The organism is Nocardia acididurans (genome assembly GCF_016741815.1).
Taxonomy (GTDB): domain Bacteria; phylum Actinomycetota; class Actinomycetes; order Mycobacteriales; family Mycobacteriaceae; genus Nocardia; species Nocardia acididurans.
The window spans coordinates 110,269-125,670 of the sequence record NZ_JAERRJ010000005.1 but is presented as its reverse complement, the minus strand read 5'-3'; the positions used below and the strand labels follow the sequence as shown (position 1 = coordinate 125,670).

General features: G+C 68.0%; 18 protein-coding genes. 7 read left to right on the top strand and 11 right to left on the bottom strand.

Annotated features, from left to right (window positions below; genetic code table 11):
- The first annotated feature begins 53 nt into the window (after positions 1–53).
- The 3 genes from JK358_RS13830 (at position 54) to JK358_RS40640 (ending at position 1,382) form a co-directional block, all read left to right on the top strand.
- A complete protein-coding gene (locus JK358_RS13830; protein ID WP_201947565.1) occupies positions 54–401 on the top strand; it encodes a hypothetical protein in 348 nt (115 codons plus the stop codon).
- Between the two features lie 145 nt (positions 402–546).
- Complete coding sequence (locus JK358_RS13825; protein ID WP_201947563.1) at positions 547–918, top strand: DUF732 domain-containing protein; 372 nt, start codon at positions 547–549, stop codon at positions 916–918.
- Positions 919–986: 68 nt separating this feature from the next.
- Positions 987–1,382 carry a DUF6301 family protein gene (locus JK358_RS40640; RefSeq protein ID WP_372440664.1) on the top strand — a complete coding sequence of 132 codons (396 nt, stop codon included), beginning with the start codon at positions 987–989 and terminating at the stop codon, positions 1,380–1,382.
- A 56-nt stretch (positions 1,383–1,438) separates the two neighbouring features.
- On the opposite strand, the gene JK358_RS13820 is transcribed toward JK358_RS40640, so the two are convergent.
- Positions 1,439–1,846 carry a hypothetical protein gene (locus JK358_RS13820; RefSeq protein ID WP_201947560.1) on the bottom strand — a complete coding sequence of 136 codons (408 nt, stop codon included), beginning with the start codon at positions 1,844–1,846 and terminating at the stop codon, positions 1,439–1,441.
- A gap of 108 nt (positions 1,847–1,954) precedes the next feature.
- Here JK358_RS13820 and JK358_RS13815 point away from each other — a divergent pair, with 108 nt between their 5' ends.
- Positions 1,955–2,962, top strand: a complete 1,008-nt coding sequence (locus JK358_RS13815; protein ID WP_201947558.1) for a TY-Chap domain-containing protein — start codon at positions 1,955–1,957, stop codon at positions 2,960–2,962.
- Positions 2,963–3,199: 237 nt separating this feature from the next.
- Here the strand turns inward: JK358_RS13815 and JK358_RS13810 are convergent, their stop codons facing one another.
- From JK358_RS13810 to JK358_RS13780, 7 genes are all read right to left on the bottom strand, one after another.
- On the bottom strand, positions 3,200–3,721 hold the full coding sequence (locus JK358_RS13810) for a nucleotidyl transferase AbiEii/AbiGii toxin family protein (protein WP_232851271.1): 522 nt from the start codon (positions 3,719–3,721) through the stop codon (positions 3,200–3,202).
- Positions 3,722–3,869: 148 nt separating this feature from the next.
- Positions 3,870–4,517 (bottom strand): type IV toxin-antitoxin system AbiEi family antitoxin domain-containing protein, encoded by a 648-nt coding sequence (locus JK358_RS13805; protein WP_201947556.1) that lies wholly within the window; start codon positions 4,515–4,517, stop codon positions 3,870–3,872.
- An 82-nt stretch (positions 4,518–4,599) separates the two neighbouring features.
- Positions 4,600–4,737, bottom strand: a complete 138-nt coding sequence (locus JK358_RS13800; RefSeq protein ID WP_201947554.1) for a hypothetical protein — start codon at positions 4,735–4,737, stop codon at positions 4,600–4,602.
- A 110-nt stretch (positions 4,738–4,847) separates the two neighbouring features.
- The gene (locus JK358_RS13795) at positions 4,848–5,093 is read right to left on the bottom strand and encodes a DUF2630 family protein (RefSeq protein ID WP_201947552.1); all 246 of its coding nucleotides are present in this window, start codon (positions 5,091–5,093) and stop codon (positions 4,848–4,850) included.
- Positions 5,094–5,217: 124 nt separating this feature from the next.
- On the bottom strand, positions 5,218–6,657 hold the full coding sequence (pdxR, locus tag JK358_RS13790; protein ID WP_307817512.1) for a MocR-like pyridoxine biosynthesis transcription factor PdxR: 1,440 nt from the start codon (positions 6,655–6,657) through the stop codon (positions 5,218–5,220).
- 79 nt (positions 6,658–6,736) lie between these two features.
- The gene (locus tag JK358_RS13785; RefSeq protein ID WP_201947549.1) at positions 6,737–7,906 is read right to left on the bottom strand and encodes an alpha/beta hydrolase family protein; all 1,170 of its coding nucleotides are present in this window, start codon (positions 7,904–7,906) and stop codon (positions 6,737–6,739) included.
- Complete coding sequence (locus JK358_RS13780) at positions 7,900–8,151, bottom strand: hypothetical protein (protein ID WP_201947547.1); 252 nt, start codon at positions 8,149–8,151, stop codon at positions 7,900–7,902. Before JK358_RS13780 ends, JK358_RS13785 begins: the two co-directional genes overlap by 7 nt.
- Between JK358_RS13780 and JK358_RS13775 the strand changes: the two genes are divergently transcribed.
- Positions 8,152–8,838 (top strand): pyridoxamine 5'-phosphate oxidase family protein, encoded by a 687-nt coding sequence (locus JK358_RS13775; protein WP_201947545.1) that lies wholly within the window; start codon positions 8,152–8,154, stop codon positions 8,836–8,838.
- Between the two features lie 7 nt (positions 8,839–8,845).
- Here the strand turns inward: JK358_RS13775 and JK358_RS13770 are convergent, their stop codons facing one another.
- From JK358_RS13770 to JK358_RS13760, 3 genes are all read right to left on the bottom strand, one after another.
- Positions 8,846–10,690, bottom strand: coding sequence for a WD40 repeat domain-containing serine/threonine protein kinase (locus tag JK358_RS13770; RefSeq protein ID WP_269811812.1), 1,845 nt, complete (start codon positions 10,688–10,690; stop codon positions 8,846–8,848).
- 116 nt (positions 10,691–10,806) lie between these two features.
- Positions 10,807–12,072, bottom strand: a complete 1,266-nt coding sequence (locus tag JK358_RS13765) for a WS/DGAT/MGAT family O-acyltransferase (protein WP_201947541.1) — start codon at positions 12,070–12,072, stop codon at positions 10,807–10,809.
- A 95-nt stretch (positions 12,073–12,167) separates the two neighbouring features.
- On the bottom strand, positions 12,168–12,941 hold the full coding sequence (locus JK358_RS13760) for a crotonase/enoyl-CoA hydratase family protein (RefSeq protein WP_201947539.1): 774 nt from the start codon (positions 12,939–12,941) through the stop codon (positions 12,168–12,170).
- A gap of 65 nt (positions 12,942–13,006) precedes the next feature.
- Here JK358_RS13760 and JK358_RS13755 point away from each other — a divergent pair, with 65 nt between their 5' ends.
- Both JK358_RS13755 and JK358_RS13750 read left to right on the top strand, forming a co-directional pair.
- On the top strand, positions 13,007–13,690 hold the full coding sequence (locus JK358_RS13755) for a TetR/AcrR family transcriptional regulator (protein WP_201947537.1): 684 nt from the start codon (positions 13,007–13,009) through the stop codon (positions 13,688–13,690).
- A 29-nt stretch (positions 13,691–13,719) separates the two neighbouring features.
- A complete protein-coding gene (locus JK358_RS13750) occupies positions 13,720–15,342 on the top strand; it encodes an acyl-CoA dehydrogenase family protein (RefSeq protein ID WP_201947535.1) in 1,623 nt (540 codons plus the stop codon).
- Positions 15,343–15,402: the final 60 nt, after the last annotated feature.

Below are 15,402 nucleotides of genomic sequence, written 5' to 3'. Positions count from 1 at the left end.
GGGTTTTCCGGTGGTGGAGATCCTCCAACCACCGTGGGCGAGGAGGAGCGGCAGTGACGAAACCGAAGGCGATCGGATATCTGCGCCGGGATGTTTCCGGTGTCCACCAGCAATGGCATGAGTATCAAATGCGCTCTCTCGCAAGCCGATACGGCTACGACTATGCGAAGACCCTGGCATTCGGGCCGGAGGTCGATCGGCCTGTGCATCGGATCCGGGTCACGGTGAGCCGCATCGGCGCGGAAGCGGTGTTCACGCCGTCGAAGCATCACTTCGACGGCGAGGAGGTGCCCGCCGAACTCGTCCAGGTGGTCGATGTAGTGACCGCTGACAGTGCGGAGACCTATGCGCGCCGCGCCACCGGGGCCGTCGAGATCGGTGGGGAGCGCGTTGACAGGTGAGTGCCGTCTCGTCGTCTCGGCACACTGCGCGGCGGGGCCGCGGCGGTCGGTGTGCGGAGAATCCGTTGCGCTCGCTCGTATCTCGTGTACTCGCACGAAGTAGTGTGTGCTCGTGTTGAACAGAACATTGCGTGTGGGGATCACAGTGGCCGCTGCGACGCTGTTGACGATCGGCGGTACCGGAGCGGCTCACGCTTCGGAGCAGAAGTACGTCGATCTGGTGGGTGTGGTGTATCCGGAGCTGGTCGCCGACCGAGAGGTCATCATCGGCTACGGATACGTCTTCTGTGACAAGATCCGGACAACCCGCAGCGCAGTCACCGCGGTGCACCAGATGGCCGCCTGGCAATCGGGAATGTCGCTGGAATCGACCGCGCGCGTCGGCGCCCTCGCACAGACCGAGCTGTGCGTCGACACCTTGAAGTACGGGACCACCACCGACGTGCTGCTGCCCGCCGGGGTGACCACCGGATCCGCGGCGGGCGTCCTGACCGGTCTGATGACCGGCTCGATCTGACCCTGCACACCGGCCCTCACCAGCTCACGCCACCAGCCCGGTCCAGCGGATCAACCTATTCTTCGACCATGCGTCCAGATACCGATCATGTCGTTGCAATCGCGCGAGCCATTGCAGGGTTCGGATGGACTTGGACGCCTGACGATCTTCAGCCGCTCTGCGCAACCCTGAACTGGCAGGTCATCGAACAAGACTGCTACGGCGCAACTTTGGCGACGGATCTCGAAGTAGATCGGCCTGAAGCGTGTGTCTATTTCGATCGCGACGAGAAGCAGTGCGCGCACCTCAGCGATTTCTCGGTCTTCCTGGCGCGGTTCGCGGGTCCGGAGCTGGAACGGGTCCAGGCCCGAACCTCGCTGCTCAGACCGGCACATCTACACCTGCACAGGACGAACGGGGGAGACGGCTCTGTAGGAACAGCTCGGACAACTACGCGCGCACCCGGCCGGCCGCGGGGTCTCTGAACGAATCCATCCGATTCGCGCACCGCAGCATCGGCGACGCTTGCACCCCTGAAAGATCAGAGTCGCGTGGCATGCGCAACGCCGAAGCGTTCAAGCAGAATCTCGTCCGCCTCGGTCTGGGAGATCTCCAGCAGGAAGTCAGGTCGTTTGTCGCGCGGATTGAAGAACAAGAACCGCGTTTCGTACCGCGCGTCTTCGATCAGCTGGTCTTGATGGCTGTACACGGCCCAGTACCGGGTCCGTGTCGGTGGGCCTGTCATCAGTTCGGCGGCCAAACCGTCGGTGATCGGTAAGAGGTAAGCCACACCCGACGGAGGGGGTCGCTGCCCGACCCGCTGGGGGCCTACCCATTCCCGACCCGCGACCGAGTAGCACATCCATGCGTTGTCCACACGTCGCCACACCACTGGTGTATGCGGCTGAAACTCCTGTGGTTCAACGGCATACGCGAATTGTTCGTTCATCGGCTCTCCAGTGCCCGTCCCATCCAGAACTCGCGTCGAGATCGCAGTGCAATCTCGTGCTGCACAGTCATACATGAGTTGTCGGCGGATGAGGCTATGTTCTTGATCATGAAGGGGATGGATCAGGTGCGATTCAGTTCGGTTCTGCGAGCGTTGAATACCGATTTCGGCACCTGGAGCAGAGATGATGTGGTGGCCGCGTGTGCGCGGGCGGGGTGGGTTGTCGAGGACGATTTCTCCGGCGTGCGGATGCCCGAATGTGAAGGGGGCGGCTGGCTTTCCGACGACGGCGCCGAGTATCTGCGTGCCGACCCCGCCCTTGCCCAACTCGGCATACTCGCGGGCACGATCGAACCGCACCAGTTCCGTGACTACATCGCTCTGGCGACCGAAGTCTGGGGAACGCCGTCGTTCCATGGAGGCGATCTGGGAGTCTTCGTGCGCTGGCGTCAGCAAACGACCACGCGCGCACTGTATTTGCGCCACGACGGCCTTATGTCCGTCTCGGCCTTCGCGTCCTACGCGATCGAAAGCCTCGAGGACAGCGCCTGGAGGCACAACGAAGCCCTCGAAGAGGTTCCTTTCACCTGGCTCGGTGAGCTTGGCGGTGGTGACATGATCGGCTTCGGATACAGCCATCACCTGGTGAACAGCTGGCGCGATTTGACCGCCGCACTCACAAGAACGTTGCAGGACCTGCAACTCGGCATGATCGCGCTGGGTAATCCCTTGACCGACAACGACGGTCCGCTCGAGGACATCGTCGTCGTAACCCTGGCCGCCACCGCGCCAGATGACGATCGAGTCCTGCAGATCATGCTCAGCACCGAGGAGCCCGCGGTCTGGCTCCACGATGACGAGCGCTGGCACGATCAACTGGTCGCTCATGGATTCCATCCCCACCCCGACGACCCGGACTACCCCTGGCTGCGCGAAGTGCCGGTCGGCAAGGACGGATGCGCCGAACTGGCAACCCTCGCAGTGTCTTTCCTCCAAATACTCGGACTCGAACTGGACGCACTCAATGTCGAGTTCTGGCGTTACAACGACCCCTACGAGTACTTCGAACTGACCTGCGTAGGCGTCCCCGAGGCACAAGTGGCGCGCTATCGCTGACCGGCACCACCGCGGCCTGACCGCGCCCGCAAGACCAGATGGCATGCGCGACATTCGGCATGAGTGCGCACTTGAGTCAACTAAAGTCAGCAGCTGCGTTGACCGCCGATGAATCCGCCGAACAATCGGAAAGTTGGTGGAAATCCTCAGTTCTCAATATGCGCCTTCTGGAGGCTGTACGACCCGTGCCAGGGGCGAACCGCCGCAACCCGATTCGACTCATGGACTGCAGGGCGCTCAGCCAGCCATCTGTTCCCATGCCGCACTTACGATTTCGAGCGCGTCCCGTGCGGAGACGGTAAGGCGAGTTTGGCCCGCGAGCTGGGCCTGCCACTGCTGCTCGGTCGGCGCGGCGGCGAATTGCCATGGCTGCGGCACCCTGTTGGTCGGTCCGTGGCGGCGAAACAACTCGGCGGCCTCGCCGTCGATCGCGTCGATATTCGCCAGAGCCCACAGGTCCCACAGGTCTCGGGCGGCACCGCGATCGCACCACGCCAACGTTTTTCCAGCCACGAAGGCAGACAGCGTCGGCACCTGGAGCACTGCCTCCGGAGCATCTCGATACCGCTGAACAAGCACCTTCGGCTCGGTCGGCCACGGCGGCATACCGATCCGGGACAACAGTTGGATCTTCAGGACGATGCTTTCGTCATCACTCATGAGATATGCGGCATCCGATCCCGATATCTCGGACAATGTGGGTCGCCATTTCAGTCTGCCGAAGCGACGCAGCATCGCACGCGGCAGATCGCGGGTCAACTGGTCCCACCGATGAACAGCACGCTGTCAGCATGTCGTTCGGACAAGTGCGCGAGCACAAGCGAAATCAGGTAATCACGCTCCACCTGAGCAGGCGATACACCGAATCGAGAAGCAATGTCGACGCGCTCGTCGAATCCTGAATTCATCACTCACCGACCATCGCGTTCACGCGGTCCAACGTCGCTCGCATGCGCTGCTCAATTGCCAGTTCGGCCAACCTCTCCCGATCGCATCGCCGATACAACGCCCGGATCGCGGCCGGCACGTCCACGGCCGCGTCGCCCAAATCCGGACGGCGAGTCAGATCCAGCACCGTCTGTTCCGACGTAGTCACAAGCGCCCCACCCAATTCCGTTCGAATCAACTCCGCATCCAGCCGACCCGTATCACGAGCGACGAATCGCACCGAGGCATCCCGATCGACCAACCGCAACGTCGCGCGCTGGCGCGGCACCGCAACCACCGCGACCCCCAACGAACGCGGCATCACGCCGTGCATCCGTGCGGCGCTGACGCCCATCACAATCGCGTTGTCGGTGCCGAACATCACGGTGCCGATCCCTGCCGCCACCGCTTCCAGCCCCGGCAGCCATGCGGTTCCGACATACTCCTGAGGGATCACGACGTAATACCCCTGCGCGGCCCGATGCAGCACGCCCCGCTCGACGAGCCGAGCCAGCTGCTGTCGTGGATGTCGCGAGACCGCGGCAACCGCCGCCGACCCGACAGTCCGCAGAGGCTGCCGAGCCAGCTCCGCGAGCAACTCCGCGCCACGGGCTTTGTCCGTCGCCATCCTCGTATCATCCTCGCTTTAGTATTGGATTTGTCCGCGAAATGGTTACAAATCCAATGCTAAACTTCAGACTGCACTCCAACTACCAGCTGCTCACCAGAAAACCAGCGCGGCCGGTAGCGACGTCGGCCATGATCGGCATGACGAACAAGGTCTCGACCGCGGCCAGGCGCTCGACGGTGGCGTCGAGATCCTCGACATCGATGCTGCCCCAGTACAAACCGGATACGGCCGACGGGTCACCGGCGGGATTGTGGGTCGGCGTCGAGACGCCTTCGGCGAAAACCTGCTGGGTTGTCCGAACGGCGGATATCGGGCGGCGGAATGCCGCTACTGCAGGTAGCCCTCGACCTGGTGGGCGGAGTTGACCTGGGCTTCGTCGGGGCTGCGGCCCTGGTCGAGGCGGGCGCGGCGCTGGCGCAGCAGGTCCCAGCACTGGTCGAGTTGGACTTCGAGGTCGGCGAGCTGGCGGCGTTCGGTTTCCGGGTCGAGTTCGCCGGAGGTGGCTTTGGCGCGGAGTTCGTGCTCGCGGGCCACCAGGGTCTTGATGTTGGCGAGGATGTCCTGGTCGGTCATGGTGCCTCCACTCGATCACGCGGGATACAGCCGGGCAGCGGCAACCCTGGCGGGTGCCCCGCTCCACTTTACGACTCTCTTGCGCGGTCGTTCGGCAGCGGAACCGACGGGTGGCGGAGTCGGCTCAGGCCGTCGCCAGGATGGCGGCGGCGCGGCGGACCGCGGCGGGCAGCGCTGCGGCCGGGAGTGCGGCATAGCCGAGCGCAACGCCGAAGGTGTGCCGCGGGCCGATGTGGTTGCGGCCCAAACCGTCCAGGTAGATGCCGGATTCGCGGGCTGCGGCGAGGGCGCGGTCCTCCCGCGTCGGTGAATCCAGGATGACGGCCACATGGGATCCGGCGTCGTCGCCACGCACGTCGAGACCGTGACCGCGCAGTTCGTCGACCACCAGGGTGCGCCGCGCGGGCATCTCGCGGCGCAGGCGGCGCAGATGGCGGGCCAGATCACCGTGCCGGGCCAGGGCCGCCACCACCATCTGACCGGCCGGGGACGCGCTGGTGCCGGTGAGCTCCCGATAGGCGAGCACCGCGCCGGTGATGGCCGGGGCGGCGACCATCCACCCGCAGCCCAGCGTGGGCGTGAGGATCTTGCTCGTGGTGCCGAGATGCACCACGACATCGGGTGCGAGGGTGGCCAGCAGCGGCAAAGGTGCGGTGTCGTAGCGCAATTCACCGTCGTAGTCGTCGTCGATGACGAATGCGCCCGCCCGGCGCGCGAATTCGACGAGCTCCACCCTGCGGGCCGCGGGCATCCGCGCGCCCAGCGGAAACTGGTGCGCCGGAGTGCAATACACGGCGCGGGTGTCGGCGGGCAGCAGATCCACCCGCAGGCCGTCCGCGTCCACGGGGATCGGCGTCAAGCGCATCCGCGCGGCGCGGAGCGCGCCGGCCGCGCGGGAGTACCCGGGATCCTCGATGGCCACGGTGTCACCGGGTTCCAGCAGCGCCGCCGCCAATTCCGCTACCGCCGCACTGGTTCCGGAGGTCGCGAGCAGGTTCGCGCCGCTGCTGGGCCCCAGCCCGCGATGCCGCAGCAGATGTTCGGAGACGGCCTCGAGGTACTCCCGCTCCCCGGCGCGATCGCGGCGGATCAGCGGTGCGCGATCCGAGGCCGTCCGCCAGGCGCGCCGCCACGCGGCCGGGTCGAGCGTCTCGATACTCGGCGCGCCCGCACCCAGATCCAGTAGTCCGGCAAGGGGATTCGTGCGTTCGCCGCCGGTACTCGGTGCGGCGGACCGCTGTGGTGCGGCGGTCAGATACGTGCCCGAACCGTGCCGTCCGTCGAGCCAGCCCTCCGCGTGCAGCTGGTCGTAGGCGGCGGTCACCACCGTGCGGCTCACGCCGAGTTGGCGCGCCAGCTCCCGCGAGGACGGCAGCCGGTCCCCGCCGCGCAGCGCACCCGTGGTCGCGGCGTCGCGTAAACCATCGGCCACCTGTACCGCCAGCGGCGTCCCCGACTGTCGATCGATGATGAACGGCGGGTCGGCGGCGGCGATATCGCGGCCGTCCCGCGACCCCGGGGGACCGGAGCTGCGGGAATGCGGCATCGACCGGGAGCGGTCCACGAAAGTGGCCTTTCGAATCGCTGAGATCTGGACGATTCCAGCATGCCACCCGGCTGGTCCGCGGCATCGGCGCGGATGCTCAGCGCACCTGTGTCAGCTCGGGTGCGGTCGGCGGCTGTTCCAGCTCGGTGTCGGTGCGCCCGTACAAGAATTTGTCGAACATGGCCGCCACGTATCCGTGGAAGAGGTTCGCCCCGCGCTCGGCCGCGATGGGACCGGTCCACCTCGCGGCGAGTGAACGTGCCGGAGCGGGGACGAACTGCGCCAGATCGGTGAAGTCGTAGTGCGCCGAATCCGCCATCACCACATGGCGTTTCCATCCGGTGCTGTTGCGCCAGAACGCATCCAGTGACGGATTGGCGTCGGCGACCTGCTCGATCTGGCTGCTGGTCAGCACCAGGACCGGCCGATCGGTGCCCTCGGTGACCGAGCGCCCGAACTCCTCGTCGACGCCGAGCTGGCCGTCCATGTCCACGGCCGCGTCGATGCGCGGATCCTCGTGCATGGCTTCGACCGCGGTGTAGCCACCCGAGGAGTGGCCCGCGAACCCGACCCGATCGAGATCGAGCGCCTGCGCCAATCCTGTTGGCAGCGTGCGCTGTTCGGCATCCGGATTCGTGCCGAGCGACAGCTGGGTCAGCGCGTCGAGCACGAAGCGGGCATCGAGCAGCCGGGCTTCCACATACTTCTTGCGGATCGTCGTGTCGAACCCGCTGGGCTGCGGTTCGGCACGCACCAACCGGCCGCCGGGAAATTCGACCACCGAGGCTTCATAGGGATGGTCGACGGTGACGACGATATAGCCGCGGCTGGCGAGATCCTCGGCCAATCCCGTTCCGTACAAACGGGTATCGCCCGCACCGGAGGAGTACAGCACCACCGGATACGCCGCACCCGCGCGAACCGGCGGTCCCGTCACGGAATTGGTGAAGACGCCCGGCAGCTGGAAACCGAGCTGCTTGTCCACGGCGGGCATCAGCTGGGTCGACAGGTAGCGGTTGCGCGGGTACCGGTCGGCGTCGCTCGCCGGATAGAACACCGAGACCATCAGTTCCCGGCTGATCTCCGCGTGGAAGGGGTCGGGCCGATTCCGGTCGACCAGATGCAGAGTCGTTGTGCCGACCTGGAATTGGCCACTCGGCTTGGTCAGGACGGTGATTCCGATCGGGGCGGCCTCGGCGACGCCCGCGGCCACGGTCGTCAGCGTCAGGGCGGTGACGGCAGCGGCCAGTATTCGATTGATCAACATTTCCCCCGTGATACACCAGCACGCAGGCTGAAAGTGATTGCCACATATGCCCCGACCGCGATCACCATAGCGCGGATCGCGCCCAGAAGCAGGTGTCGCACCGCGTCGTAACCGCTGACCTCGATGACGGGATCGGTCCTCGGGTGGGCGAGCGTGAACGGCATGCGATATCCCCCGAAGTGGTCTGCCGGATCTGCCGGGAATTGGCTATTCAGGAATGCCAATTTTCCGGCGATGCTGGTCACATGAGTGAGACAGCGCCGACCCGGACCCCATTGTCGCCCACGCCGCGCAGCACCCCGACCCGGCTGAAGGACCGTGCCGCCGCCGATCGCGCCGAACTGGACGCTGTTCTCGACGCCGGGCTGGTGTGCCACCTCGGCGTGGTGCTCGGCGGCAGTCCGGTGGTCATCCCCACCGTCTACGGGCGTGACGGCGACACGCTGTACCTGCACGGTTCCACCGGTGCGGGGAATCTGCGTGCGGCCCTGCGCGGGGCGGTGTCGGTGGCGGTGACGCAGGTGGACGGCCTCATCTACGCGCGCTCGGCCATGCACTTCTCCATGAACTACCGGTCGGCCGTAATCCACGCGCGCCCCGTGGAACTCACCGACCCGGAGCAGCGGCTGCACGCTCTGCGGATCATCGTCGAACACGCCGCGCCCGGATCCTGGGATGCGGTGCGCGCGCCGAACAAGAAGGAGCTGGCCGCCACCATGGTGCTGGCCCTCGATCTGACCGAGGCGTCGGTGAAGGTCCGCACCGGCGGTCCGCGCGACGACGAGGCCGATATCGCGGCCGGCGGCGTCTGGGCGGGCACGCTGCCGATGCGTCAGGTCTTCGACGCCCCGATCTCGTCCGAGGATCTGGAGCCGGGTATCGAGGTGCCCGAGCATGTGCTGGCGCGCGTGGACCGGGTGCCGGTGCACTGAGCCGCTGTCACAGCGGCCACAGCCGGACGTCGTCGGCGTCGCCGCAGGTGGCCAGCCACTCACCGTCGGGGTGGAAGGCCAGGCCCGTGACCGGGTTCCGGCGGCCGATCAGCGGCGGGCAGAACGGATCCCGGCTGCGTGGATCCGTCAGGTGCACCACGCCGTCGGCGGTCGCGGCGGCCAGGGTGCCCTTCGGGCCGAAGGCCAGGCAGGTGATGGGTTCCTCGCCGTGGGAGATCGCCGGTGCCAGCAGCTGTGTGGTCCCGGTGTCCCAGAGTTCCACCGTAACCTCGTCGACGATGGCGGCGGCCAGGGCGTCGACGGGGCTGAAGGCCATTTTCCTGATCGTGTGCGAATACGGTGAGGAGCTGCGTTTACGCAGGCCCAGCGGCAGCAGATCCCAGCGCACCATGGTCGTGTTGTACAGCGCGACACCGAGTGTGGTTCCGATGGCCAGGTCGCCGGTCGGGGTGAAGGCGATCGAGCTGACACCCCAGCTGCCGATCAGGACCCGCCGCATCGTCCCGCCGAGTCGCAGATCGCACAGGTAGACGTCGTAGCTGGTGCCGATCGCCAGCAATCGGCCGTTCGGGCTGAACGACAGATCGACGACCTCGCCCGCCACGGTCAGCGCGATCGGAGAGCGCTGCCCGGTGCGGATGTCCCACAGCCCGAGGGTGCCGCTCGCCGCGGCGGCCAGCAGCGCGCCGTCCGGGCTGAACGCGACGGCGAAGTCGCCGGTGTCCGGACCGGCGCGATGGCGGCCGTGGTGTCCGGGCTCGGTGCGGACGGTCGCGTGCCCGGGGTTGTCGACCGTAAGCCAGCGCACGGTGTCGGGTCCGGCGGTCGCCAGCAGTGCGCCGTCCGGGCTGACGGCCACCGCGCGTGTCCGCGGTGTGCCGGGCACGATGATCGGACCGGGCCCCGAATGCGCGCGTGCCGTCTGTCGAGGTCGGGATTCCCGTGCCGGTGGGCCGCTCGCCGAAGCGGTTTCGGTGAGCGCCCGCCCGGCCGCGTCGGCGAGCGCGCCGCAGGTCGGGTAGCGGTCGGCGGGATTCTTGGCGAGGGCCTGCGCGATGACCGCGTCCAGGGCGGGCGGCGTGCCGGGACGTAAGTCGGTGACCCGCCGCGGCATTCGGCTCAGATGCGCGGCGATCAGCGCGGCGGCGTCGCTCGCGACGAACGGCCTACGGCCGGTGAGCAATTCGAACAGGGTGCAGCCCAGGGAGTACACGTCGGAGCGGCGGTCGGCGGACTCGCCCCGGAAGCGTTCCGGCGCGGTGTAGGCCAGGGTGGTGACCAAGCCGGATCGGGTCGGGGTGTCGTCGAGGCTGCGCGCGATGCCGAAATCGGTGACCAGCGCGTGTTCGCGGCCTTCGGATTCCTGTCGTACCAGCAGGTTCGCGGGTTTCACATCGCGGTGCAGCACATTGTTGGCGTGCGCGTGATCCAGGCCCCGGGCGGCGTCGGCGATCAATCCCACCGCGCGTTCCATGGTGAACTGCCCGGCATCGCGCAGCAGGGCGGCGGCGTCGCCGCCCTGGACGAATCCCATGGCGATCCAGAGCACGGCGTCGCCCGCCGCGCTGTGGTCGTAGATCGGCACGATATTCGGATGTTCCAGTTCGGCGGTGAGTTCGGCTTCGCGTTCGAAGCGGGACCGGACCGTCGGGTCGGCGGCCAGCGACTCTGACAGCACCTTCAACGCGATCTGTCGCTTCATACGCGGGTGCTGCGCCAGATAGACCCTGCCCATTCCACCCGATCCGAGTAATAGTCGAATCCTGTACCCGGCGAGGACATCTCCCGGCTGCAGATCCACGGGCTGTCTCCTCGATCGTCCCCCAGGCATCCGTCGGGGCGAATGCCGCCCATCACCTGACTCGATGGGGTGGCACGATCATGCAGGGGTGAAGCGGGTGCTCGCAACGGAATCCGGGTCGATCGTCGGGAGTCGGCCGCCCTCAGTTACCAGCGGGTCGCGTCGAGGCGGAGATCGGACAGGGCCGCGCCCGCCAGGTCACGCAGAGCGGCGTTGTCGCGCACGGCATCCGGGTCCAGGCTCACCACCGAGAGCGTGTACTCGTCGGCGATGCGGGTGAGATAGCCGGACAGGCGGGTGCGCGGCAGATCGTCGGCGCGCAGGCCCGGGTGGATGGCTCGGGCCGCGACGCCGGTGCAGGCGTGCGGGCCCAGGGTGAGCAGGGAGTCGGGCAGCGTTCCGATGTTGGAGCACAGGATGTCTCGTTCACCGGCGCCCTTCGCCAGCTTGTACGCCCACCGGTCGGGGATGACCTGCAGCAGTTCCTCCGGCATGCCGCCGGGGCTGGTCATCCGGTGCTCGTAGGCCGCGCGGGCCTTGCGCCGGATGGTCAGCGGCGCGTCGTCGCGGGTGATGGCGATCTCGGTCATCGCCATGTCGTTGTCCACGCGGGGTTCGTCGCGGGTGTCCACCGGCAGGCTGGCGACGATGGTGTCGGACGGAAAACCGCTGTCCCACAGCATATTCGCCATGAGATGGACGAACAGGCTGTTGGCGGTGCCGCCGTAGGCCACCGCGACGCGGTTCCAGTCGCGCGCCGGAATCCGCAGCACCGCACTGCGGGTTGTCGTCGGGTCGGACCGACGGGGTCGGGTTGTGTCGTGAGGTTCGCGCGAGGCCGCGCGTTTTGCGGGTGGCGCAGGCCGATCGGGTATTCCGTGCCGCAGCGCGCGCACGGTCCCGCCGAGGACGGTCCGCCACTGGCGGCGCGCGTCGGCCCAATCCGAGTGTCCCGCAAGGGGAGCCGCGAGTGGCGTGCCCGCGAGGGCGTGATCGACGGCCAGGGCCACCGCGCGCCCGTCGGCCAGGGCGTGTGAGCAGGTGAGGGCGATGGCATAACCGCCGTCGTCGAGGGCGGCGGCGGCCAGCCGCCAGCCGGGACCGAATTCGGGGTCGAGTTCGCTGCCCTGGCGATCGGCCCAATCCAGCAGCAGCGCAGCGGGAATCGGGTGCTCGGCCAGCTCGAGCGGGCGGGACTGCGAGTTGGTCTGCCAGCGTGGCCGGGCGCCGGGTACCCGGGAGCGGATCACGCGGCGGCCCAGCGGTCCGATGCTCAGCGCGGCGTGGATGCGGTGCAGGAGTTCCGGCTCGACCGGGTCGGCGGTACGCCAGATGCCCTGCAGGGCGATCGGGGTGCCCATACCCCGATGCGCTCGCAGGAAGATCTCGTCCACAACGCTCAGCCGATTCATCGCAGGGCAGCGTACCGATCGGTACTGACAGTGGTCGACACACTCCGCGACGGCGTGGCGACCGGTGGTCGCGGTCGGCTGGCGTCGGCGGTGACCTAGGCCGGGCTGCCGTGGCGGCCCGCGCCGGAGGCGAAACGCTGTGCGCCGTCGAGTGCGCCGTCCATCAGGGCCTTCAGGCCGTGCTGGAGTTCGTTGGCGATGGCGGCGTCCTCGTCCAGGCCGTCCTGTTCCAACAGGGACATGCGGTCCGAGCGCAGGCAGGTCTGCGGGAGGGCGGCCAGCTGGGCGGCGAGTTCCTCTGCGGCGCGGCGGGATTCGCCGGTGGGAACGACCTGGGTCACCAGCCCGATCTGCAGGGCCTCGGGAGCGCCGACGGCGCGGCCGGTGAGGGTCAACTCCAGCGCGCGGCCGGTGCCGATGAGGCGCGGCAGGCGCACGGTGCCGCCGTCGATGAGGGGTACGCCCCAGCGGCGGCAGAAGACGCCGAAGGTGCTGTCCTGCTCCGCGATTCGCAGATCGCACCAGAGCGCGAGCTCCAGTCCGCCCGCGACCGCGTAGCCGGAGACGGCGGCGATGACGGGTTTGGACAGGCGCATGCGGGTCGGGCCCATGGGGCCGTCGCCGTCCTCGGTGACCTGGTTGGAGCGTTCGGTGCCGAGGGCTTTCAGGTCGGCGCCGGCGCAGAAGGTGCCGCCGTCGCCCCACAGGACGGCGACCGCCGCGTCGGGATCGGCGTCGAATTCGCGGAAGGCGGCCGCGAGGGCGGCGGCGGTGGGTCCGTCGACCGCGTTGCGGGCCTCCGGGCGGTGCAGGATCACGGTGAATACGGGGCCGTTGCGTTCGATTCGTACGCTCACGACCTCGACCATACGCCGTATAGACCGCCCTGCGTAGCCCCTTGCGCGAAGAAATGAATACGTGATTCACTTCTTTCGTGGCCTACCGCAGAACCCCTGCCGTCCAGGCCCGCCTCGACGCCCAGGCGGGGTCGATCGTGCGGGCCGCCATGAAGGTGCTCTCCGAACAGGGATTCGCCGGACTGTCCATGGCCACCGTCGCCGCCGAGGCCGGTATCGCCACCGGCACCGTCTACAAGAACTTCAGCGGCAAGGCCGAACTCATGACCGCCGTCTTCCGGGAGGTGGTCACCCGCGAGGTCGCCGCCGTCGCGGCCGCGGGCGGCGCCGCCGCCCCGGGGCCGGCGGATGCCGCGATCGGCGCGGCGAACTCGGAGACCGCTGCGGCGCAGCCTGATTCGCCCGCTGCCCGCAGTGCGGTGGAACGGGTCACCGCCGCGGTGGAGACCTTCGCCGGGCGCGCCCTGAAGAACCCCAAGCTCGCCTACGTCCTACTGGCCGAACCGGTGGACACGGCCGTCGACGCCGAGAGGTTGCGATTCCGGCGCGCGTTCGCCGAAACCTTCGAAACCGCCGTCGCCGACGGCGTGGCCTCCGGTCAACTGCCGCCGCAGAACCCGCGGATCAGCGCCACCGCGCTGGTCGGCGCGATCGGCGAGGTGCTGGTCGGCCCGCTCGCCGAACAACTGCAGAGCGAGTCGGTGGTCCCGGAACTCGTCGCCTTCGCCCTGCGGGCGCTCGGCCTGCCCGCGCACGACTAGCCACTCCGCCCCGAAAACAGGAGTCCCCCATGCACACCCACGACGTGTTCAATCAGGTGCCGGACATCGTCCCCTTCGACAACTCCCGCAATCCCGCGCTCATCGAGGGACTGCACCGCGAGGGCGCGGGCTGGGCCGAGGCCGAAGTGCGTGAACTCGGTGCGCTCGCAGGCGGTTTCGCGGCGCAGGAGTGGGGCCGCGTGGCCAACGACCACCCGCCGGTGCTGCACACCCACGACCGCTACGGGCATCGGGTGGACGAGGTGGAGTTCCACCCGTACTGGCACAACCTCATGGAAGTCGCTGTGGCGCACGGCCTGCACGGTTCGCCGTGGCGCGACGACCGGCCGGGCGCGCACGCCGCCCGCGCCGCCAAGTTCTACACCTGGGGCATCGCCGACGCCGGGCACATGTGCCCGATCTCCATGACCTATGCCGTGGTTCCGGCGTTGCGGCACAACCGGGAACTGTCCGAGAAGTTCGAGCCGCTGCTGGCCTCCAACGTCTACGACTACGGTCTGCGCGAGCCGTCCGGCAAGGCCGGTCTCATCGCGGGCATGTCCATGACGGAGAAGCAGGGCGGCTCCGACGTCCGCGCCAACACCACCACGGCCACACCGCAATCCGACGGCACGTACCGCATCGTCGGCCACAAGTGGTTCACCTCCGCGCCCATGTCGGACATGTTCCTCACCCTGGCCCAGGCGCCCGGCGGCCTGTCCTGCTTCCTGCTGCCGCGTGTGCTGCCCGACGGTTCGCGCAATCCCCTTCGGCTGCAACGGCTCAAGGACAAGCTGGGCAACAAGTCGAACGCCTCCTCGGAGATCGAGTACGAGAACGCCACCGGCTGGCTGGTCGGCGCGGAGGGCGCGGGTGTCAAGACCATCATCGAGATGGTGAACATGACGCGCCTGGACTGCGTCATCGGCTCGGCCACCGGTATGCGCGCGGGCGTCGTGCACGCCGTGCACCATGCCCGGCATCGAAAGGCGTTCGGGGCCGACCTGATCGACCAGCCCGCCATGCGCAATGTGCTGGCCGATCTGGTCGTCGAATCCGAGGCCGCCACCACCGTCATGATGCGGCTGGCCGGTGCCACCGACCGCGCCGGAGCCGATCTGGCCGAGGCCGCGCTGCGCCGGATCGCGCTGGCCGTCACCAAGTACTGGGTGTGCAAGCGTGCTCCCGCGCATGCGGCCGAGGCCCTGGAATGCCTGGGCGGCAACGGATATGTCGAGGACTCGGGCATGCCGCGCCTCTACCGTGAGGCTCCGCTCATGTCGATCTGGGAGGGCTCGGGCAATGTGGCGGCGCTGGATGCGCTGCGCGCCATGGCTCGTCAGCCGGAATCGGTGGAGGCGTTCTTCGGCGAGGTGTCGCAGGCGCGCGGTGCGAACCGGCATCTCGACACCGCCATCGACCGAATCGGCAAGGAGCTCACCGATTTCGCCGATATCGAGTACCGGGCGCGCCGGGTGGTGGAGCTCATGGCGCTCGTGCTGCAGGGCGCGCAGCTGGTGCGGCACGGCGATCCGGCCGTCGCGGATGCCTTCTGCGCCACGCGTTTCGGCGGTGACTGGGGCATCGCCTTCGGCACCCTGCCCACCGGGATCGATACCGAGGCCATTCTCCGGCGCGCCTACGTGGCCTGAATCGGGCACCCGGCCGGCAATCCCGGGGAGGTCAGCGGTAGCGGGCATTTCTAGAACGTG